At 68.0% G+C, this 20,525-nt stretch carries 19 protein-coding genes; 7 read left to right on the top strand and 12 right to left on the bottom strand.

Annotated elements, in window-relative coordinates:
- Positions 1–4: 4 nt before the first annotated feature.
- Together SK854_RS09190 and SK854_RS09185 are read left to right on the top strand one after the other, a co-directional pair.
- Entirely contained in the window at positions 5–1,615 is a 1,611-nt protein-coding gene (locus SK854_RS09190) for a glycerol-3-phosphate dehydrogenase/oxidase (RefSeq protein ID WP_406601744.1), read from the top strand.
- Between the two features lies 1 nt (position 1,616).
- The gene (locus SK854_RS09185; RefSeq protein ID WP_319974577.1) at positions 1,617–1,910 is read left to right on the top strand and encodes a hypothetical protein; all 294 of its coding nucleotides are present in this window, start codon (positions 1,617–1,619) and stop codon (positions 1,908–1,910) included.
- On the opposite strand, the gene SK854_RS09180 is transcribed toward SK854_RS09185, so the two are convergent.
- Positions 1,900–2,331, bottom strand: coding sequence for a hypothetical protein (locus SK854_RS09180; RefSeq protein WP_319974576.1), 432 nt, complete (start codon positions 2,329–2,331; stop codon positions 1,900–1,902). The two genes, SK854_RS09185 and SK854_RS09180, sit on opposite strands and share 11 nt — an antisense overlap.
- Positions 2,332–2,449: 118 nt before the next feature.
- On the opposite strand from SK854_RS09180, the gene SK854_RS09175 reads away from it, so the two are divergent.
- Positions 2,450–3,382: a glycoside hydrolase family 6 protein gene (locus SK854_RS09175; protein ID WP_319974575.1), complete on the top strand. Its 933-nt coding sequence runs from the start codon at positions 2,450–2,452 to the stop codon at positions 3,380–3,382.
- On the opposite strand, the gene SK854_RS09170 is transcribed toward SK854_RS09175, so the two are convergent.
- The 4 genes from SK854_RS09170 to SK854_RS09155 form a co-directional block, all read right to left on the bottom strand.
- Entirely contained in the window at positions 3,376–4,191 is an 816-nt protein-coding gene (locus SK854_RS09170) for a helix-turn-helix domain-containing protein (protein ID WP_319974574.1), read from the bottom strand. The two genes, SK854_RS09175 and SK854_RS09170, sit on opposite strands and share 7 nt — an antisense overlap.
- A gap of 280 nt (positions 4,192–4,471) precedes the next feature.
- Positions 4,472–4,882 (bottom strand): SsgA family sporulation/cell division regulator, encoded by a 411-nt coding sequence (locus tag SK854_RS09165; protein ID WP_319974573.1) that lies wholly within the window; start codon positions 4,880–4,882, stop codon positions 4,472–4,474.
- A 297-nt stretch (positions 4,883–5,179) separates the two neighbouring features.
- Entirely contained in the window at positions 5,180–5,638 is a 459-nt protein-coding gene (locus SK854_RS09160) for a hypothetical protein (RefSeq protein WP_319974572.1), read from the bottom strand.
- Positions 5,635–6,576: a pirin family protein gene (locus SK854_RS09155; RefSeq protein ID WP_319974571.1), complete on the bottom strand. Its 942-nt coding sequence runs from the start codon at positions 6,574–6,576 to the stop codon at positions 5,635–5,637. Before SK854_RS09155 ends, SK854_RS09160 begins: the two co-directional genes overlap by 4 nt.
- 32 nt (positions 6,577–6,608) lie before the next feature.
- On the opposite strand from SK854_RS09155, the gene zapE reads away from it, so the two are divergent.
- Positions 6,609–7,547, top strand: coding sequence for a cell division protein ZapE (gene zapE, locus SK854_RS09150; protein ID WP_319974570.1), 939 nt, complete (start codon positions 6,609–6,611; stop codon positions 7,545–7,547).
- 76 nt (positions 7,548–7,623) lie between these two features.
- Here zapE and tnpB read toward each other — a convergent pair whose 3' ends face one another.
- The gene (gene tnpB, locus SK854_RS09145; protein WP_319974569.1) at positions 7,624–8,985 is read right to left on the bottom strand and encodes an IS607 family element RNA-guided endonuclease TnpB; all 1,362 of its coding nucleotides are present in this window, start codon (positions 8,983–8,985) and stop codon (positions 7,624–7,626) included.
- Positions 8,986–9,116: 131 nt separating this feature from the next.
- Here tnpB and SK854_RS09140 point away from each other — a divergent pair, with 131 nt between their 5' ends.
- Positions 9,117–9,890 carry an ion transporter gene (locus SK854_RS09140; protein WP_319974905.1) on the top strand — a complete coding sequence of 258 codons (774 nt, stop codon included), beginning with the start codon at positions 9,117–9,119 and terminating at the stop codon, positions 9,888–9,890.
- A gap of 68 nt (positions 9,891–9,958) precedes the next feature.
- Here the strand turns inward: SK854_RS09140 and SK854_RS09135 are convergent, their stop codons facing one another.
- The gene (locus SK854_RS09135) at positions 9,959–12,760 is read right to left on the bottom strand and encodes a right-handed parallel beta-helix repeat-containing protein (protein ID WP_319974568.1); all 2,802 of its coding nucleotides are present in this window, start codon (positions 12,758–12,760) and stop codon (positions 9,959–9,961) included.
- Between the two features lie 392 nt (positions 12,761–13,152).
- Here SK854_RS09135 and SK854_RS09130 point away from each other — a divergent pair, with 392 nt between their 5' ends.
- On the top strand, positions 13,153–14,007 hold the full coding sequence (locus SK854_RS09130) for a geranyl diphosphate 2-C-methyltransferase (RefSeq protein ID WP_319974567.1): 855 nt from the start codon (positions 13,153–13,155) through the stop codon (positions 14,005–14,007).
- Entirely contained in the window at positions 14,007–15,071 is a 1,065-nt protein-coding gene (locus SK854_RS09125; protein ID WP_319974566.1) for a family 2 encapsulin nanocompartment cargo protein terpene cyclase, read from the top strand. Before SK854_RS09130 ends, SK854_RS09125 begins: the two co-directional genes overlap by 1 nt.
- A 53-nt stretch (positions 15,072–15,124) precedes the next feature.
- Here the strand turns inward: SK854_RS09125 and SK854_RS09120 are convergent, their stop codons facing one another.
- From SK854_RS09120 to SK854_RS09100, 5 genes are read right to left on the bottom strand one after another with little or no spacing between them, the layout of a single operon-like run.
- Positions 15,125–16,015 carry an alpha/beta hydrolase gene (locus tag SK854_RS09120; RefSeq protein WP_319974565.1) on the bottom strand — a complete coding sequence of 297 codons (891 nt, stop codon included), beginning with the start codon at positions 16,013–16,015 and terminating at the stop codon, positions 15,125–15,127.
- A complete protein-coding gene (locus tag SK854_RS09115) occupies positions 16,012–16,845 on the bottom strand; it encodes a carbohydrate ABC transporter permease (RefSeq protein ID WP_319974564.1) in 834 nt (277 codons plus the stop codon). The genes SK854_RS09120 and SK854_RS09115 overlap by 4 nt, the downstream gene beginning before the upstream one ends.
- On the bottom strand, positions 16,835–17,722 hold the full coding sequence (locus tag SK854_RS09110; RefSeq protein WP_319974563.1) for a carbohydrate ABC transporter permease: 888 nt from the start codon (positions 17,720–17,722) through the stop codon (positions 16,835–16,837). Before SK854_RS09110 ends, SK854_RS09115 begins: the two co-directional genes overlap by 11 nt.
- Positions 17,719–18,912 carry an ABC transporter substrate-binding protein gene (locus SK854_RS09105; RefSeq protein ID WP_319974562.1) on the bottom strand — a complete coding sequence of 398 codons (1,194 nt, stop codon included), beginning with the start codon at positions 18,910–18,912 and terminating at the stop codon, positions 17,719–17,721. The genes SK854_RS09110 and SK854_RS09105 overlap by 4 nt, the downstream gene beginning before the upstream one ends.
- Before the next feature lie 15 nt (positions 18,913–18,927).
- Complete coding sequence (locus SK854_RS09100) at positions 18,928–20,523, bottom strand: FAD-dependent oxidoreductase (protein WP_319974561.1); 1,596 nt, start codon at positions 20,521–20,523, stop codon at positions 18,928–18,930.
- Positions 20,524–20,525 lie beyond the last annotated feature (2 nt).

The raw sequence follows: 20,525 nt of genomic DNA, 5'->3' as shown, positions 1-20,525 counted from the left end.
GAAGTTGTTCGCAAGGCTGGATCCGGCTCGGCGTGCTCGGTCTCTGGAGACGTTGGGCAGCACGGAGTTCGACGTCCTCGTCGTCGGAGGTGGTGTGGTCGGTGCGGGAGCTGCGCTCGATGCGGCGTCCCGCGGCCTCTCCGTCGCGCTGGTCGAGGCCGACGACTGGGCGGCGGGCACGTCGAGCCGGTCCAGCAAGCTCGTCCACGGCGGGCTGCGGTACCTGGAGCAGCTGGAGTTCAAGCTGGTCCGGGAAGCTCTGAAGGAACGCGGCCTGTTGCTGCGCCGGCTCGCACCGCACCTGGTGCGGCCGGTGCCGTTCCTCTTCCCGTTGAAGAAGCAGTGGGAACGCGCCTACGTCGGCGCGGGCGTGATGTTGTACGACTCGATCGGCGGCGCAGGGGCCGTGCCGATGCACCGGCACCTCTCCCGCCGCAAGATGGCGGCTGTGGGTCCGTCGCTGGACTCTGACGCCTTCGCGGGCGCCATTCGGTACTACGACGCGCAGATGGACGACGCCCGGCTGGTGTCGACGCTGGTCCGCACGGCCGCCCAGCACGGTGCGACGGTGGTGTCGCGGGCTCGCGTGACTTCTCTTCTGCGTGTTGACGGCCGGGTTTCCGGTGCTTCGGTGCGCGATGAGCTGTCCGGCGTGACGCACGTGGTGCGGGCCCGCCGGGTCATCAGCGCCACCGGGGTGTGGACCGACTCGCTCAACTCGATGTCGCCGGGCACCCCGCCGTTCCACGTGCGGATGTCCAAGGGCGTGCACGTGCTGGTGGAGCGGTCGAAGATCCAGCTGGATGGCGGGCTGATCACGCAGACCGAGAAGTCGGTGCTGTTCGTGATCCCGTGGGGTGCCTACTGGATCATCGGCACCACCGACACGCCTTACTCCGGTTCGCCTGAGGACGTCACCGCTACTTCCGAAGACGTCTCTTACATCTTGGACCACGTCAACGCCGTGCTGCGGTCTCCGCTGACCGTGGACGACGTCGTTGGCACGTATGCGGGTCTGCGGCCGTTGCTCGCCGGGGCTTCCAGCGACACGTCGAAGCTCTCTCGCGAGCACGCCGTCGCCGAGCCCGAGCCGGGGTTCTTCGTGATCGCCGGCGGCAAGTACACGACGTATCGCGTGATGGCCGCTGACGTCGTGAACGCCGCGGTTTCTGGTTTGGGGCGTGCGGTGGCGCCTTCTCTGACCGCCCGGCTGCCGTTGTGCGGCGCCGTCGGTTACCAAGAGCTGTGGGCGGACCGGGCTCGAGTCGCTGCGGAGTCCGGCCTGCCCACGTCCACTGTGGAGCGTCTGCTGCGCCGGTACGGCTCGGCCGTGTCCGACGTGCTGGCGTTGATCGCGCAGGACTCCTCGCTGGCCACGCCGGTGGCGGGGTACCTGGCGGCGGAGATCGTGTACGCCGTGACGCACGAGGGCGCGTTGGGGCTGGAGGACGTGCTGGCGCGGCGGACGCGGATCGCGATGGAGCACCTGGACTTCGGTGCTTCGGTCGCGGGCGAGGTGGCGGATCTGATCGCCGGTCCGCTGGGCTGGTCGGCTGATGAACGTGTTGCTGCTGTGGAGTCCTATCGGACGAGCACGGAGTTGGCGGCGAGATGAGATGGACAGCGCGGAGCTGATCGAGAGGTTGCGGCGGGAAGGCGGCTTCCGGCTGCTCCCGCTGCTCGGGAACACCGGGCAGGTCGCAGGGGTGCACCTGGCCCGGTTCCTTCCCGGCGGGCAACTCGACGTGATCCAGGCGTGGGACGAGCGGTGGGCCGTGTGGGCCCGGATGCCGGACTCGCTGGACCCCGCCGCGCCGTTCGCTGGACCTGAGGGTGGTGTCGTGCAGAGCGGGCCGTTCGCTCGTGTCGTCGCGCCGCTGTTGCCGATTCAGTCCGGCCTCAGCCGCTGAGCACGTCCCACTTGTCCCACCACCGCACGACGTGGGACGGGGGCACCGCGTAGTGGCGGCTGTCAGGGTTCTTGGGACGCGTGCCGACGCGCGCCAGGTACTCGGTGTACCGCTTCTCGACGTCCTGGCGGAACCAGTCGGCGGGCACCGGGTAGAACTCAGGACGTTCGCCTTCGAGGTCGACGAACACCACGGCATCGGTGTCCGGCGCCAGCGGCTTCAACGCGTCGGACAGCTGCCACTCGTCAGAGCGCTTGCCGAACACCTGCACCAGCCGCCCGCCGACCTTGAGGCGGTAGCGGCGTGGTTCGGACCGCACCTCCACCGGCAGCATGGTCGTCCGGACGGCTTCCGCCGCCGCGCAGTACACCGCGTAGGCGTGCACCTGATCGTTGCTCAGCTTGGTGAGGCTCGACGTCACTTCCGCATGGTTCACCGATGTGGTTTTGTGCGTCAACGAACTGTCCACTCCTGACTGGGAAGTGGACGTTCACCGCCGAATAACCACGCCTTAAGCGCGGGGCGCGAGTGTGCTGGACATGATCAGAGCACTCGCGCTGGCCCTGCTGGCCGTCGTGGCGACCGCCCCGGCCGCACACGCCGCCAGCCCCGTCGGCATGACCGACGGCTTCTACGTCGACCCTGACTCCAACCCCGCCGTGTGGGTGCGCGACCACGCGGGCGACGGCCGCCAGGCCGCGATCAAGGCGAACATCTCGACCAAGCCGATCGCCCGCTGGTTCGGTGCCTGGAGCGGCGACATCAAGACCTCGGTGTCGGCTTACGTGAACAGGACCGGCACCAAGCTGCCCGTCCTGGTCGCCTACAACATCCCCGGCCGCGACGCGTGCGGTGGCCACTCCGGCGGCGGCGCCGGTTCGCCGGAGGCCTACCGGACCTGGATCTCCTCCTTCGCCTCGGCCATCGGCACGCGCCCGGCCGTGGTCGTGATCGAGCCGGACTCGCTGGCGGACTTCAACTGCATGGACGGCGCGAAGATCGCCGAGCGGACGGCGATGATCAAATACGCCACCGAGCAGTTCAAGGCCAAGGCGCCCAACACGTGGGCCTACCTCGACGCCGGCAACGCGCAGTGGGTGCCGGCCGCGACGATGGCCACCCGGCTGGACTCGGCGGGCGTGCGGAACGTGCGCGGCTTCTCGATCAACGTGTCCAACTACCACGCCACCGCGGCCTCGACGGAGTACGGCAACTCGGTCAGCGGCGCGCTTCCCGGCTACACCAAGCCCTATGTGATCGACACCAGCCGCAACGGCAACGGCCACAACGGCGAGTGGTGCAACCCCGGCGGGCGCAAGCTCGGCACGCCCGCCCGCACCGGTGGCGGCGCGGAGATGTTGTTGTGGGTCAAGGTTCCCGGCGACTCGGACGGGCGCTGCGGCAAGGCGCCGGGTGTCGACGCGGGCAAGTTCGACCCGCAGCTCGCGTTCGACCTGGTGTACGGCTACTGAGTCTTGACCAGGGCACGCAGCGGTGTGGGCCCGCGGTACTCCGCGAGCTTGCGCCGTGACTGGTTCTCGTCCAGGGCGACGTCTTCGAGCAGGTCGAAGAGCTTCCGGCTCCGCTCGACGGCCGCCTCGCCCTGGGCGAAGACCCTGGCCAGGCCGGATTCCACGTGGACGAGCGGCGAGGCCTTCTCGAACTCGAACAGCGTGCACGCCGACTGGAACGCGGCAGACGCCGCTTCCTCGGGCACGATGCGGACGACGGAGGAGTTCGCCAGCAGCCACACGAACTGCTCCTCCATCACCTGGTCGTCGCCGAGCCGCATCCGCAACGCCAGCTCGTGCAGGTAGAAGACGCACTTGGGGCCATTGGGACGGCGCATGACCGCCTGCCGGTCGAGGTCTTCGATCGGCTGTCCGGTCGCGGCCTGCACGGCACGCGCGTACTTCGGCGTCCGCAGCAGGCTGTTGACGGTCAGGACGTCGTAGGCGGTGATGCCGGTGGCCATCGCCTCCGTCATCTCCAGGGTGCGCAGGCTGTCCGGCGCCTGCGCGAGGTACGGGTCGAAGGCGTTGTGGTAGCGGCGGAGGAAGTCCTCGAAGTAGTCGATGTCCTTGCCGCACACGGTGAGGTACTGCGCGAGGTCGATGTCGGTGCCCTTGATCTTGCCGTGCTCGAGGTTGGAGACCTTGCTCGGATCCCAGCCGAGCTGCAGCGCCATCGCGCGGCCCCTCAAGCCGGTGAACCTCTGCCTGAGCCGGCGCAGTTCGTCGCCCATGTCCCTGCTGTACGCGGTGGAAGTCGTCACGGTCACGACCTCGAACGTATGGGTTGGAACGACTCCATGCCACGGGCTCGTTCGGGTGAAAACGCGCTCTTGAGCGGCTCGCCATGGTGGGGGAGAGCCGCGGGCAACAACCCGGCGACCTGGAACCGCGTCCTCGGCATGACGGTGGACCCGGGCCTGTGGAGTAGACACGGTTCCGGCTGTTCGGCCGGCATCACCGGCGGCTTCATGTGGCTCTACGACGACATGAAGGCGTGCGTGGCCCAAGGCACCGCGGCGGCCTACGCGACCGCGATCCGCAACGGCGTCAGCTGGTCGGGTCGAGCAGCTTGCGGAGCTCGGCCTCGAAGTCGACGTGGTCGTTCTCGTGACCGGGGGCGACCACGTCGTAGGTGGAGTTCAGGAACTCCTGCATCTCCGACGACTGCACGTGGAACACCGCGTGCGACACGTCGGACCGCAGCTCGAGAACGGCCGTCGTGGAGTTGTGGGGGCGCAGCGTCACGTCGCCGGCACCACTGGTGGTGATCAGTCCGTCGGCGAGCAGGTCGCGGCTCACGAGCCACACGGTCTCCTGGCGTCCCATGCGGAACGTCATGGTCACGGCGTGCGGGTCGTCGGCGCGGTAGCCCAGCTCGACCTCGACGGGCAAGGGGCGCCCGGAGGGGGCGATGAAGGCGAAGACGGACTCGGCGCCCACTCGTGTCACGTTCGTCATGCCCCCTAAGACGTACAGCAGCCTCCGTGGATGCCTCAATCAGGAAAAGCGATCAGAACGTGATTTTCAATGGTCCCGAAGTATGACTTTTGACAACCGGCTCGGCTCACCAGGTGAGACGAGCTTGTTTGACTGTTCTGACCTGCGGGTTTGTGTTCTTTGCGCTGGTGGGGTTCGGTCATCTGTGGAAGAAATCACCAGTTGGGACGCGCTGGATGCGGTATGGGAAGGCCCGGATGCTGAGACGGGGAAGCTCGTTACCTTAATTCGACTTAAATGTGGAAGTGCTTTCCGTAGTTAATTCAGCACGGAAAGTGATGGCCGCAGGGCGGTGAGGTCGGCGACGAGCGACGCCGCTCCGTCCCGCACCTCGGCGGGCTGGGCCGGGTCCTGCGTCAGCTCGCGAAAGATCCGCACAGCGGCGTCCCGTTCGCGCTCGAACACGCCGAGCACAGCGTGCAGAGCGGCGTCGAGGTGGTCGGCCTGCTCGTCGTCGGCGGCCGTGACTGCGGCGCTCACGACGGCGAACCCCAGAGCGTCGCCACGGCGGAACAGCGCCTCGGCCGTCTCCTGGGTGACGAACGTGTCCGCGGGGTCGAGCACCAGCTTCAGCAGCACCGGGCGGGCCGCGGACACGTCGGCGAGACTCGCGAGACCGCGGCCCGCGTCGGCCCTGTCCCGATGGTGAGGACTGGCGGCCAGCCGGACCAGTGCGGTCACGGCGGCCTGCCGCGCGTCGTCGTCGGTGGCGGTCATGCCGGGTTGCCGCGCGGCCGCAACCGCCCACCCGGCAGCGGCGGCGCCGGCAGGCGATCACCGGGATAGCCCTCGACCCGCCCGAACCGGTCCGCCTCCGCCTGCCACTCCTCCCGGAACCCGGCGATCTCGTCGTGCGTGCGCCCGACGAAGTTCCACCACATGACGATCTCCTCGCCGAACGGCTCCCCGCCCAGCAGCACGACCCGCGCACCGTCAACCGACGAGAGAGTCAGCGTCGACCGGCCGGTGCCGACGTACCCGAGCGCCCCGGGAGACAGCGCGGTCGCACCCAGCGTCACGTCACCGGTGTCGAGCAGGACGCCGTGCTCGAACGACGGCGCCACGTCCAACGTCAGCGACGCACCGGCGGGCAGCACGATCTCGGCGCCGAGCAACGGGGTGAAGGTGCGCACCGGCGACGTCGACCCGGCCAGCGAGCCGAGGAACACGCGCACAGCGGCACCATCAGCGGCAACGGTCAGTGGGACGTAGTGCTGGAAGTCGCGTGGCGCGTCGCGGTGGGCGTCGGGCAGGGCCAGCCAGAGCTGCACGCCGTGGAGCACGGAGGACGCGGCGGTGGACACCTCGGAGTGCGCGATGCCGCGGCCGCCGGTCATCAGGTTGAGTTCGCCGGGGCGTACGAAGGCGTGGACGCCGTGGCTGTCGCGGTGCTCGATCTCGCCGGTGAACAGCCAGCTGACGGTCTGCAGGCCCGTGTGGGGATGCGGGGCCACATCCATGCTGACGTCGTCCGGGCCGTAGTGATCGCAGAAGCACCACGCGCCGATCAGCGACCGTTGTTTCTGGGGGAGCGTCCGGCGGACCGACATCGCTCGCGGGCCGCCCAGGGGGACGTCGCGCGGGGTCAGGACTTCCACGTCGCCGGGGGAGGAGGTGCACGTCACTTCTGCGGGCTCGGCCTCGACATTGCTCACGGGGTCGATCGTAAGCTGGCGCGGGGGCAGCAGTGGATCTTCGCGCGCACGTGTCGGGCAGCGGGTACGAGCTCGACGACGCACAACTGGAAGCCATCACGAGGCTCAACGAGCTCGCAAGCCAACGCAGGGGTGTCTACCTGCACGGGCCGGTCGGCCGTGGGAAGAGCTTTCTGGCGGACGCACTGTTCGACGTGCTGCCGGAGCCCAAGAAGCGCGTGCACTTCCACGCGTTCTTCCAGGAACTGCACCGGAGGATCTCCGAACGGCTGCGCGAGCGCGGCGCCGTCGCCAGGGCGGTGAAGGAGCTGATCGGCCGGGCGAAGGTGCTGGCGTTCGACGAGCTGCACGTGCACGACGTCGGCGACGCGATGCTGATGACGCGGTTGTTGGAGGAGCTCCAAGCGCGCAACGTGATGATCATCGCCACGTCCAACTACCCGCCGGACGGCCTGCTGCCCGACCCGCTCTACCACGACCACTTCCTGCCCGGCATCGCGCTGATCAAGGAACTGATGGACGCGGTGGACCTCAACGGCGCCACCGACTACCGGCACCTGCACACCGAGCCGCGCTCGCGGTTCGAGACCGGCGAGATCACCAGGACCGCGACCCTGCCGGACACGCCGGTCGTCCTCGAGGTCAACGGCCGCGCGTTCACCGCGCTGGGCACCGAAGGCGCCAGGATCTGGTTCGACTTCGGCGACCTGTGCGAGAAACCGACCTCGACGCAGGACTACCTGGTGCTCGCGGACCGCTTCGACGACTGGGTGATCACGGACGTCCCACGGTTGGGCACCCGCGGCCGGGAGACCAGGCAGCGGTTCGCGAACGTCGTGGACGTGTTGGTGGACAAGGACGTCCGGCTGACGCTCGTGAGCGACCACGCGCTCGGGGAGATCGTCGGCGGCGACACGCGCGACCTCGCCCGCACCGCCAGCAGGCTGGAGCTGATCAACACGACCGGGTGAACAGTTGGGTCGCCTCCACCGCCGATAGGTAGCACAACCGTTGCCTGAATTGTGAGCGAGTGTGAGTCCACTGTGTTCAGACAGCCGTCGCCTTGCGGCGTCGGCGTTGACCCGTACTGGTCTGTGCGGGTCTTCCCGTGGCAGTACCCGTCGCCCGCGCAGCGCGGGTCTTACGCAGGTTTCCAGCGGGCTCGTTTACCGTCGCCCCGCAACTCGGGGAGGACATCTCGCAGCGCACGAGCGCGGCGAGGTTGCACGCGGCGTTGAGATCACGGTCCAGGACCAGACCGCACGCGTCGCAGCGGTACACGCGTTCGCCCAGGCGCAGTTTGGCTTTCACTGTGCCACAGGCCGAACACGTCTTGGAGGAGGGATACCACCGGTCGGCGACATGCACATGCACGCCCGCCCATGTGGCCTTGTACTCGATCTGGCGGCGCAGCTCGGCCATACCGACACCGGCGATGTGCCGGGCAAGCCTGCGGTTGCGGGTCATGCCGGCCACGTTCAGGTCCTCGATCACGACCGTTCCGTGGGTGCGCACGAGCCGGGTGGACAGCGTGTGCAGCCCGTCGCTCCGGACGTTGGTGATCGCGGCGTGCAGCCGCGTGATGCGCGCCTGGGTCTTGCGCCATCGGGCGGAGGGTTCCCGGCGGGTGCGCCGGTCCGGGCCAGTGCGGCGCGCGGCTTGGCGTTGCAGGCGACGCAACTCCCGCTGAGCGGTCTCCAGATGCCGCGGGTTCGGGATGATCTCGCCGGTCGACAGCACGGCCAGGGACTTCACGCCCAGGTCCACACCCACAACGCTCTCCGGCCGGGTGGGCACGGGATCGGCGCGGGTGATCTCCACGGAGAACGCCACGAACCAGCGGCCGGCCCGGAAGGAGACGGTCGCAGAGCGGATGCGCGCTGTACCACGCTCGACGTGCCGGGCGAGCTTGCGGGTCGACTCGTGGGTGCGCACCACACCGATACGGGGCAGTTTCACGTGCCGTCGGTCGTCGGCGAGGCCGAACGCGCCGGTGGTGAACCGGCACGACAACCCGGACCGGCGGCCCTTGAACCGGGGGAACCGAACCCCTTGGCCGCGCCGCTTCCCCCTTGTGGAACCGACCCAGTTACCGAGCGCGGCCGCGAGGTTGGCCAAGCCGGACGAATAGGCCTCCTTCGAGTTCTCAGCCCACCACGGCGCGACCTCGTCCTTGCCCTGGTTCCAGCCCTTGCGCAGGCTGTAAGCCGACCACGACACCGGCGGGGTGAGCTGATCCTCGGGAATGTCGTAGGTCTTCTCGGCGGCACGCTGGTCCAGGTTCACCCTGATTCGCGCCAAGCCCCAGTTGAACGCGTACCGCTGCGCACCACAATGCGACCGCAGAGCCGAATGCTGCCCCGCGGTCGGATCGAGCGCGAACCGATACGCCTGGATCACCGTGACCATTTCACCGACACCGTAGCGGCCGACACCGACAACACCGCCCTGGCCCCGCTCCACGAAAACTCACACAACTCCGCGTTTGTTCACGTTCCACCAAACAGTTACAACCCCTGTAGTAGGAGCAGCAAGTGAAGATGGCGCGTGCCCGGACCGGCCAGCTCGTGGAGAGCAACCGGTTCCAGATGTTCATCGTCGGCGTGATCGTGATCAACGCGATCACCCTGGGAGCCGAGACGTCGACCGTCCTGGAAGCGAAGTTCGGCCCTCTGTTGACGACGATCGACCACCTGGCGCTGGCGATCTTCACGGCCGAGCTCGCGGCCCGGCTGTACGCGTTCGGCTGGAAGTTCTTCAAAGACCCGTGGAACGTCTTCGACTTCATCATCGTGGGCATCGCGCTGATCCCGGCCGCGGGACCGCTGTCCGTGCTGCGCAGTCTCCGGATCCTGCGCGCGCTGCGGCTCGTGGCGATGGTGCCGAGCATGCGCCGGGTCGTCACGGCGCTGGTGCGGTCGATTCCCGGCCTGGTGTCGTTGTCGGGCCTGCTGGTGCTGCTCGTCTACATCGGCGGCGTGATCGCGAGCAACCTGTTCGGCGACACCGGAGACCCGCGCTTCACCGGTCTGGGCCCGACGTTGCTGACGCTGTTCCAGATCACCACGGGCGACGGCTGGTCGGACGTCATGCGCGACCTGATGGTGCAGAAGCCCTACGCGTGGATCTTCTTCCTGATCTACCTGCTGGTCGGCACGTTCACGATGCTCAACCTGTTCATCGCGGTCGTGTGCAGCGCGATGCAGGAGGAGGTGACCGTCCCCGCACCCCGTTCCGCGAGTCACGACGACCTGCTGCTGCAGGAGGTTCGCGCACTCAAGGAAGAAGTGCGGGCGATGCGTCAGAACGCCTGAGAGCAAGCCAGGGATCCCGATCGGCGACGCCGCCGTACACCGATCGGGACCCCTGCAACCCCCGCCTTCTACGGGGTGACCGGGATGTTCGACACGCCCTTCTTGGCCCTGGTGGCCGTGTTCGAGGCGTGCACGACATTCGGGTTGGCCTTGCACTTCGACGTGGACGACACGTACACCGCGTACTCGCCGACGTCGCCGAGATCGGACCTGTTGCCGCGCCACACGTTCCCGCAGCCGTTGCCGAACGCGGGCGTGGTGCTCGGGTTGTGCGTCTCGTAGCCGTTCTTGAACGTGCCGGGAGAGGCGAAGGTGCCGGTGTTGTTCTCGATCCGGTAGTCGAAGCCCTTCACGTCGATCCACGAGTCGGCGGAGTTGGCGCCGGAGATCCCGGTGCCGTTGAACGTGTTGCCGCTGATAAGGCCGCCCTGCGTGCCTTCCTTGACGTCGATGTGCTCCGCAGACACCCCAGGGCCGATCTTGTTGTTGAGCACCTGCACGCGGTCGGACTTGTCGACGCCGCCGGAGTTGCCGTGGCACTTCCAGTTCGAGTTCGCGGAGCCGATGTACACGCCCTCGCCGTAGTCCTTCGTCACGACGCCGGCGTCCGTGATCGTCGAGTTCCTGATCACGCCGTCCGCGGACGAACGCCGGAAGTGCACGCCTTCCTCGTCCGTCCTGCGCACGGTCACGCCGTCGATCGTGACGTGGTGGGAGTTGTCGAGGACGATGCCCTTCTTCGACTCCGCCACCGTGATGCCCTTGATGTTCCAGTAGGGCGCGTTGTACAGCCACAGGCCGTAACCCGAGTCCCAGCCCGCGGTCGGCACCGGGCAGGACGGTGCCGTGCCGGACGGGCCGTCGTTGACCAGCACCGCGGACGAGGGCCCGGTGAGCGTGATCGGGTTGCTCGACGTGCCGGCCTTCTGCGAGACGAACGACCCGCGGTAGGTGCCGGACGCGAGCTGGACGACGTCACCGGCCTTGGCGTTGGTCAGCGCCGCCTTGAGCTGCTCGGCGTTCGACACCGGGATGGTGGCCTGCACGCCGAAGGTGGCCGGGATGTTCTTGAGGAACAACGACTTCGCCGAGTCGGTCTTCGTCGCGTCGACGCCGTGACCGCCGGTGTAGTCGCGCTGCTCGTTCTTCGCCCAGTCCGCGATCGGGGCGCCGCCGACGTCGAGGTGCTTGTACGCACTGCCGTTCCAGCCGAACTGGTAGATCCGCGACTTCTCGCTGTAGAAGGCGTCGTAGGTGCCACCGGTCGACAGCTGCTTCGTCATGGCGTTGTTGAAGAACACGTTGCGCGGGCCGGAGGCTCCCGACCACTTGACGGCCTTCTTGCCCGCGCCCCACCAGATCGGGAACCAGTTCGAGTCGTCGGGCCCGCCGCCGCCCTCCTCACCGCAGTTCGCGCGGCAGTTGCCGGAACGGTGTGCGTAGGAGACCTTCACGCTGTTGTTCTCGAACAGGTTGTTGCGCTCCCAGCCGCCGTGCAGGTTCAGATCGGAGTCGAAGTCGTTGCCGACCACCACGTTGCCCGACGCCGACCACTGGAACGTGAAGTGCCGCAGGTTGCGCGACGTGTTGCCGGCGTAGAGCGAGTCCCACACCCGCGAGCCGCGGAAGTAACCGTTGCCGCCCTTGCCCTTGTTCCACGAACCGTCCAGATAGTTGTCGACGATCTGCAGGTTCTTGGCCTCCTCGGTGACGATCGGGTGCGACCCGGTCATCTCCGCGCGAATGCCCTTCACCCACGAGTTCGCCGCCCACTTGAAGACGATGCCGTGCATCTCGTCCGCGGGAGCCATGTTGCCGTAGTTGTTGGTGGCCTCGGCGGGGTCGAGGTTCGGCATCGCCTGCGTGAAGCCGAAGTTCTCGAACCCGACGCCGAGGACAGGGTCCACCAGCGGCGACATCTTCGAGTCGTACGTCGCTCCGCCGATGGCCGGTGAACCGTCCGAGGTGGAGTTGACCGGAACGTCGAACTCCAGCGGCTTGTCGAGCGTGACCGTGGTGCCCGACACCGACGCGACGGTGAAGATCTGCTGCCGCATGTGCATGTTCAGCATCGGGTACGGGGTGCCCGTGGCGAACTGCTGCTCGTAGAACTTGACCGAGTTCGCGGCACGGACGTTGACGAACATGCCCGCCTTGATCGCACTGGCGGAGGCGACCTTGATGGTGCGGTCACCGGCCTTGGCGGCGGTGCTCACCTTCGTGCCGGCCTTCCAGTGCACGTTGATCGTGCCCTCGAAGATGTCCTTGCGGTTCTCCGGCGCCGCCGCGTGGTCGCTCGCGTAGCTCGGGTGCACGCCGCGCGACTGGACCCGGAACAGGCCGCGGCCCGGCCACAGCCAGCCGCCCTTGCCCTGCCCGGACGTCATCGCGTCCTCGTCCCAGTCCGAACCGTCCGGTGTCAGGGAGTCGTACCGGGTGTTGGCGTCGGGCGTGTAGACGATCTTCGTCGCCGTCGCTCCGGCACCCCTGATGATCAGGTAGTCGGCGTCGACGTGCAGTTCCTTCGACACCTTCAACTGGCCCGCCGGCAGCGTGATGGTGCTGAGCTTCGTGTAGCTCGCACTGGGCGAACACTGCGTCTTGATGGCGTCGATCGCGGCCTGGAGCCCTGCCGTGTCGTCGGCCGCGTCATCGGGACGCACGGAGAACTGGGAAGCGAGTTCCGCCGCCGTGATCTGACAGGCGGCGCTCGGGTTCACCTCATTGTTTCCCGGTAGCACGCCATTGCCGCGATACCCGGATTTCGACCAGTCGTACAGGCCGGAAACAGGCGCGCGCCGGTTGCCTGACGAGACGTCCAGGCCCGTCAGAGCAGGTGCGGCGATCGCCGTGGCAGTGGGAACGGCCAAGGAACCTATTAGAAGCAGGGATAGCAGAGGCAGGGAGGTTCGCATCATTGATTACCCTCGTTTGGCAGGGCGGGGCCATTTCTTTGTAGTAGAGGTGTAGGCCTCTGTCAAACTTTCACATTCATGAAATAGATAATGATGCAATGGTTTTCAATGACGGTTCTTGCCCGATCGGCAGCGCGCGGAGCAGCTCACGCATCTGAATCGTGTGAGTACGGGATGTCTGCCAGGCGGCGTGGAATCCTGCTTCCTTCTGTCATCCGGTTGGTTGCCGGCCCACCCGTTCGTGTCCGAACCAAGCCTGAACGGCGGATCGCTGACTGGGCCATCAGCTGCAAAGGTCAGTTCCTGTTCGGCAGTGAGCGTTCCAACGAACAGGAGCCACCCAGACCATGGCGAGCCCCACTGTGAAGCCGGTTCTGCGCACCGACTACCAGCGTTCCGTCGCGGACTACTGGAACAAGGAGAAGGACCCGGTCAACATCAAGCTCGGTGAGGTGGACGGTCTCTACCACCACCACTACGGGCTCGGCCAGTACGACCCGGCGGTGCTGGAGGCGCCGCTCGCGGTGCGCGACCAGGCGATCATCGCCGAGATGCACCGGCTGGAGACCGCCCAGGCAGAGGTGCTGCTGGACGCGTTCGGCGACGTTCCCGTGCGCGGCCACCTGATGGACGGCGGTTCCGGCCGCGGCGGCACCAGCTTCATGGCCAACGCCCGGTTCGGCGCCCTGGTCGACGGCGTCAGCATCTCCGAGCAGCAGGTGGCGTTCGCCAACGACCAGGCCGTGGAACGCGATGTCGCGGACCAGGTCCGCTTCCACTTCAAGAACATGCTCGACACCGGCTTCGAGACCGGCTCGTTCAACGGCATCTGGACCAACGAGACCACGATGTACGTGGACCTCCAGCAGCTGTACGGCGAGTTCGCGCGGCTGATCGCGCCCGGCGGCCGGTACGTCTGCATCACCGGCTGCTACAACGACCTGACGGGCGGCCGTTCGCGGGCGGTCAGCCAGATCGACCAGCACTACATCTGCAACATCCACCCGCGCAGCGAGTACTTCAGGGCGTTGGCGGACAACGGTTTCGTGCCGATCAGCGTGGTCGACCTGACGCCGGACACCATCCCGTACTGGGAGCTGCGCGCCAAGTCGTCGGTCGCGACCGGAGTCGAGGACCCGTTCCTCACCGCCTACAAGGAAGGGTCGTTCCACTACCTGTTGATCGTCGCGGACCGCGTCTGATGAGGGATCTCCTCACTGGGCCGTCCGGGCTGGGCACTTCTGCTGCCCGTCTCGGGCGGCCCGAGGCCGTTGCCCTGCCGCCCGAACCCGGTTATGCCGAACGCCCGTGGGGTGACGGCACCGCGCCACCGCTGTACGTGCCGGTGCTCGAACGCGAGGACGCCGTGCTGGCGGCCGCTGTCGACGAACGCCTGGTCGCGTGGGCGGGGGAGTGCGGTTTCGAGGAGCCGGAACGGTTCCTGGGCGGCATGTTCGGCCGGCTCGCGGTGCTGACCCACGTGGACACCGACGACGTCGACCAGCTGCTGATCGCGGCGAAGCTGAACGCGGCGTGGTGGGCCGCCGACGACCTGTACGCCGACAGCACCGAGATGGGCGCGGTCCCGGCCGAACTGCCGCCGCGCCTGGCGCTGGCGATGGCCGCGATGGACCCGGTCGCGCCCGCCGCCGAGTTCACCGCGGAACTGGAGGAGACGCTCGCCGCCGACCCGGTGCTCGTCGGCCTGCGTTCGGGCATCGCGCACCTGACGTCCCGCACCACAGCGACCGTGGTGCAACGGGTCTGCTACTCGACGTTCGCGATGTTCGTGTCGTGGGGCGCCTATGCGGCGTGGCGGCACACCGGCAACTACCCGCCCGCGTGGCAGTACCTCGCGACTCGGCAGCACGACACCTTCTACACGTCGATGACGCTGATCGACGCCGTTGGAGGCTACGAACTGCCCGCGCCGCTGTACTACGACCCGCGCGTGCGGCAGCTGCTCACGTCCGCGGGCACGGCGGCGGTGATGGTGAACGACCTGGTGTCGGTGGAGAAGGACGCCGCCGACGAGCAGCCGGTCTGCAACATGGTGCTGCAGATCGCCGCCGACCGGGAGTGCTCGATCGCCGAGGCCACCGCACGGACCGTGGAGCTGCACAACCAGCTGGTGCGCGATTTCGAGGCCGGGCACAAGGCGTTGCTCGCGGTGCCGTCGGTGGAGCTGCACCGGTTCCTGAAGGGCACCAAGGCCTGGATGGGCGGCGGCTTCGAATGGCACACCACGCATCCGCGATACCGGTAACCGCAGGACCTCCTCGCGTGCGGTGACCCTCCCTCCCCACCGCCGCGAGGACCTCAGCCGATCACCCTGCTCAGCCACTCCATCCGCGTGGCTCGGGCACGCCGGGACAGTGCCGCTTCCGGTGCGAGGTGGTCGAAGCCGTGGCAGCCACCGGGCCACACGTGCAGTTCCGCGTCCCCACCGGTCTGCCAGATCCGGGACGCGTAGTCGACGGCCTCGTCGCGGAACACGTCCACCGAGCCGACGTCGACGTACGTCGGCGGTAGCCCGGAGAGGTCGGTGGCGCGTGCGGGAGCGGCGAACGGCGACACGTCCGGACCGCCCCGCGCGTCACCCAGCAACGCCGTCCAGCCGGTGATGTTCGACGAGCGGACCCAGATCGTGCCGTCGAGGAACTGGTGACTGGACGGGGTTTCGCACCTGTCGTCGAGCATCGGGTAGATCAGCAGCTGGCCGCGGACGGCAGGGCCGCCGTGGTCGCGGGCCATGAGCGTCACCGCCGCCGCCAGTCCACCGCCTGCGGACGTGCCCGCGACGACCGGCGAGCTGAAACCGTTGCGCTCCATCCACGTCAGCGTCCGGTAGCAGTCCTGCACGGGCGCCGGATGCGGGTTCTCGGGTGCCAGGCGGTACTCGGGGGAGAACAGCGTGACGCCGAGCTCCGACACCCACTCCGCCAGCACGTGCAGGTCGGAGCGGCGGGTGCCCGCGACCATCCCGCCGCCGTGCACGTGCAGGACCGGCGGGCCCTCCGGAACCCCGGCGGGACGCAACACGAGCACGGGCACACCGTCCGCGTCCTCCTCGGTGAACGTGACCGAGCCGCCGCGCGTCAGTTCGGCGTCGGTGACGACCCGGTTGGCGGCCCGCCTCGCCGCGATCCCGTCCGCCGTCAGCGGTGGCCGGGAGAGGTCGATCGCCGCCGCGAGCTCCGGATCGATCATCCCTTCACGCCCGTGTGCGCGAGACCCTCGATGAACTGCCGCTGGGCCAGCACGAACACCACCAGGATCGGCACCGCCGTCATCGTCGCGGCGGCCAGCTGGACGTTGAACATCGGACCACCGTAGATGTCGACGAACTGGGTCAGCGCCTGCGGCAGTGTGAACATGTCCGGCGTGGACAGGTACACGATCGGTTCCAGGTAGAGGTTCCACGAGTGCAGGAACGTGAAGATCGCGACCGCGCCCAGCGCCGGGCGGGAGAGCGGCAGCGCGATCCGGTAGAAGATCCCGGCGCGACCCAGGCCGTCCATGCGGGCGGCCTCCTCCAGCTCCGGCGGCAGCGCGATGAAGAACTGGCGCATGATGAAGATCGCCAGCACGCACGGCGCCCCGAAGATCGGCACGATGATCAACGGCCAGTGCGTGTTCGTCAGCCCGAGCGACTGGAAGAGCTGGAACAACGGGACGATCGTCACCTCGCTCGGGATGAGCAGACCGGTCAGCACCACCACGAACAGCGCGTTCTGCCCAGGAAACCTGATGCGCGCGAACGCGTAGCCCGCGAGCGCCGCGACGGCCATCGTGCCGACCGTGACGATCACCGCGATGTAGAGGCTGTTCCAGTACTGCTGCCCGAACGGCTGCATCCGGAACACCTGGGAGTACGTGGAGAACGTCCACTCCGATGGCAGCAGCGACTCGGAGAAGATCTCGCTGATCGGCTTCATCGACGAGGTGACCATCCACCACGTCGGGAACACGAACGGCACGCACAGCACGCACAACAACCCGTAGAGCGCGACGTTCCGCTTGGAGACGTTACGACTCATGGAGCACCCACTTCCGGCGCATCCGCCACTGCAGCAACGTCAGAGCGGCGACGATGACGAACAACAGCACCGAGATCGTCGCGCCGTAGCCGAAGTGGTGGAACTGGAACGCCTGCTGGTACAGGTAGTAGATCAACACGGTCGTGGACGTGCCGGGACCGCCCTGGGTGAGCACCGCGATCTGCGCGAACACCTGCAACGAGCCGACGATCGTGATGATCGACGTGAGCAGGATCGTCGGGCTGATCAACGGGATCGTGATGCTCCGGAACCGCCTCCACGCGCCCGCGCCGTCGATCTTCGCGGCCTCGTACAGCGGTGCCGGAACCCCTTGCAGCGCCGCGAGGAACAGCACCATGTTCAGGCCGACGTTCTTGATCACCTGCACGACGACCACCGACACCATCGCGGTGGTCTCGCCCCGCAGCCAGTTCGGTCCGTCGACGCCGAACACGCTCAGCAGGCCGTTCACGCTGCCGTCCGGCTGCAGCATGAGCTGCCAGACCAGCGTCCACGCCACCAGCGACACCAGCACGGGGGAGAAGAACAACGTCCTGAACAGCGTGGTGCCGCGCAGTTTCTGGTTGAGCAGCACCGCGAGCAGCAGGGCCAGCGACAGGTTCAGCACCACCAGCCCGGCGGCGAACCAGGCCGTGGCGACGAGCGACTCGCGCAGCTTCTCGTCGGCGAGGAGCTGCTTGTAGTTCTCACCGCCGATGAACTCGAACGTCCCGCCGAGCACGTTCCACTCGTTGAGGCTGTACCAGGCGACCAGCCCCAACGGGATGAGCACGAACGCGAGGCTGCCGAGCAGAGCAGGCGCGACGAACAGGTAGCCGACCAGGTTGTCGCGCCTGCGATACGTCCAGAACGTCACTGGCGCTCCAGCAGCGGCTTGATCTTCGCGCACACGCCGTCGAGCACCTGGCCGACGTTCGCGTCCGGCTTCCACAACGGGTCGAGCGCCGCGCGGATCGTCTGGTTCAGCTCCTCCTGGCCCTGGTGGCTCGGCTTCACCACGCCCTTGCTGATGCCGTCGATCACGACCGACTGCAGCTGCTCCGGCTTGATCAGCGGGTTGCTCTTGGCCAGGGTCTCCGCGTTGAGCAGCGACTGGCGGACCGGCGGGAAGAACTGGGCGAGCTTGGCCGAGTTGGCGGCGTTGGTGAAGAAGCCGAGGAAGTCCGCGGCGGCGTCGGCGTTCTTCGAGCGCTTCAGCACACCGACGCCGGCCTGGCCGATCACCGCGTAGTCACCCTTCGGGCCCTGCGGCAACGGCAGCAGCGTCCAGCCGAACTTGGCGTCCTTCAACGCACCCGCGCGCGAGATCTGACTGATGGCCATGGCCGCGTCGCCCGCGAAGAAGTCCACGGTCGTGCCGGGGCCGGGGATCGCCTTGTCCGTGAAGATCGCCTTGTGGACGAACGTCATGGCGTCCTTCATCTCCTGGCTTCCGAAGCCGCAGGACCTGCCGTCCTCGCTCCACGCGTTCGCGCCCCACCCGCGCCAGATCGCCGAGAGCACCGCCCAGTTCTGGTACTTGAAGTCCGGCAGCACCAGGTTCTTGCCCGCCGACGCCGCGACCGCCTGGTCCCAGGTCTTCGGCAGGTCCTTGACCAGGTCGGTGTTGACGAACAGGCCGAACGGCGAGGTGGAGAACGGGTAGGCGTAGAGCTCGCCGTCCTTCTCCCACAGCTTGGTGGCGGACGGCACGAGTTCGTCGGCCTTCTCGACCTTGCCCTTGATCGGCGCGAGGGCACCGGAGGAGACGAAGTCCGGTGCGGACTCCTCCAGGATCCACGCCAGGTCCGGTGCGTTGCCACCGGCGATCTGGGTGGTGAGCGTGGTGGTGTAGCCGTCGGCCGGGATCGAGTCGAACTTGATCTCGGTGACGTCGGGGTGCGAGGCCTTGTACTCGGACGCGATCTCGTTGAGCAGCTTGAGATGCGCCTCGTTGGCGGTCCACACGGTCATGCGCAGCGACTTGGGACCGGACTGCGCGGCGGATCCGCTGCAGGCGGTGAGGGCGAGCAGTGCGGCGACGATCAGAGCTGTCAGGCGCGACATCGTTGTCTCCCAGTACTAGTAGCCGGACACGTCCGGCCAGCGGAGCTCGACCCCGTCGCGTTCCAGCCGGTGCTGGAAGTCCGCGAGCAGGCCGGGGGTGTTGCGCACCGCGCGAGGGGTGACTCGGTGCGCCAGGCAGAAGTCCGCGAGCGCGCCCGCGACCTCGCCGACGTTCCACTCGACCGGGTGCAGCCGGTGGGAACCGTTGGTGATGTGGGTGGTGCCGATGTTCTTGCCCGCCGGGAGCAGGTTCTCGACGCGCTGGGGGATGAGCGCGCCGAGCGGGATCTCGAACGGGCAGCTGGCGACGTCGAGGTAGTTGTCGCCGCCGGTCGAGGGGTGCAGGTCGATGCGGTACATGCCGACACCCACGGCGTCGGCGTGCTGCACCGCGCCCTTGTCGCCGCGCACGGCGAGCGAGAGGTCCTGCTCGACGATCGTGTACTCGGTCCTCATCCGCCGCGACTCGCGGATGTACGGGGCCTGCGCCAGGCCGTCCGCGCTGCCGGTGACGTCGCCGCGCAACCGCAGGCCGGGGAAGCCCGTGCCGCCGTCGGCGCGCGGTGCCTCGGTCTGCAACCAGTACAGGACCGACTTCGACAGCTCCCGTGCCGCCGCGATGTGCTCGTCCGCGTCCGGCACGTCGATCACCGGCGACTCGAAGTAGTCGATCATCGGCCAGTTGACCAGGCAGATGTCGCTGTCGTAGGCGCCTTCGACGAAGTTGCGGCGGGCGGCGATGCGGCGGAACGTCCACAGGTTGCTGTCGCCCGCGCTGAGCCGCTGGTCGGACAGGACCGAGAGCGGGTCGTCGTCCGGGTTCGGGGTGAAGGTGCGCTCGGCGATGGTCAGCGTGCGCGGGTCGGGGGAGCGGAACGACAGCATGCGGTCGCCCCAGTAGTCCGGCTGGTACTCGCGCCAGAAGTCGTAGCGCGCCGGCTTGTCGATCGTGTGGTCGCCGTCGACGTGGTCGATCGCGAAGCACACCGACATCGCCTGCATGTTCGCCGGCTGTGCCGTTTCCGGTGCGCTGGGCTCGCCGGTGTCCAGGGTGGACTCGAAGCCCGTCACGTACTCGGTGCCGGACAACGGGAGCAGCTCGCCGGTCTCGGTCGCGTCGAGGACGTACGGCGCGGCGAGTTCGATCTCGGAGCCGTTGTGCTCGACGGTGACCGACACAATGCGGTCGCCGTCGGTGCGCGCGGAGACCGGCCTGGCGGGCTGGAGGACCGTCAGCCTGCCGCTGCCCCGGTACGGCGCCAGCATCTCGTCGATCACGGCGACGGCCACGCGGGGCTCGTGGCAGAGCCTGCTCACGTTGCCCGCACCGGGGTTGAGCTCGCGCCACGCCCGTGCCCGCGGGGTCAGCGGGTAGTGGCGGCGGTAGTGGTCGCGGATGCCGTCACGCAGCGCGCGATACGAAGCGGTGACGCCGAAGCGCTCGACCCAGCTGTGCTCGTCCGGCGGCACGGCCTGACTGGTGAGCTGCCCGCCGAGCCACTCGAACTCCTCGGTCAGCACGACCCGGCGACCGGCGCGCAGCAGCGCGAGCGCGGCGGCGACCCCGCCCAGTCCGCCGCCCACGACGACGACATCTGTGTTGTGCGGCAACA

The organism is Lentzea sokolovensis (assembly GCF_033949975.1).
GTDB lineage: Bacteria > Actinomycetota > Actinomycetes > Mycobacteriales > Pseudonocardiaceae > Lentzea > Lentzea sokolovensis.
The sequence above is the reverse complement of the archived record's forward strand: the minus strand, read 5'-3'. Positions and strand labels throughout refer to the sequence as shown.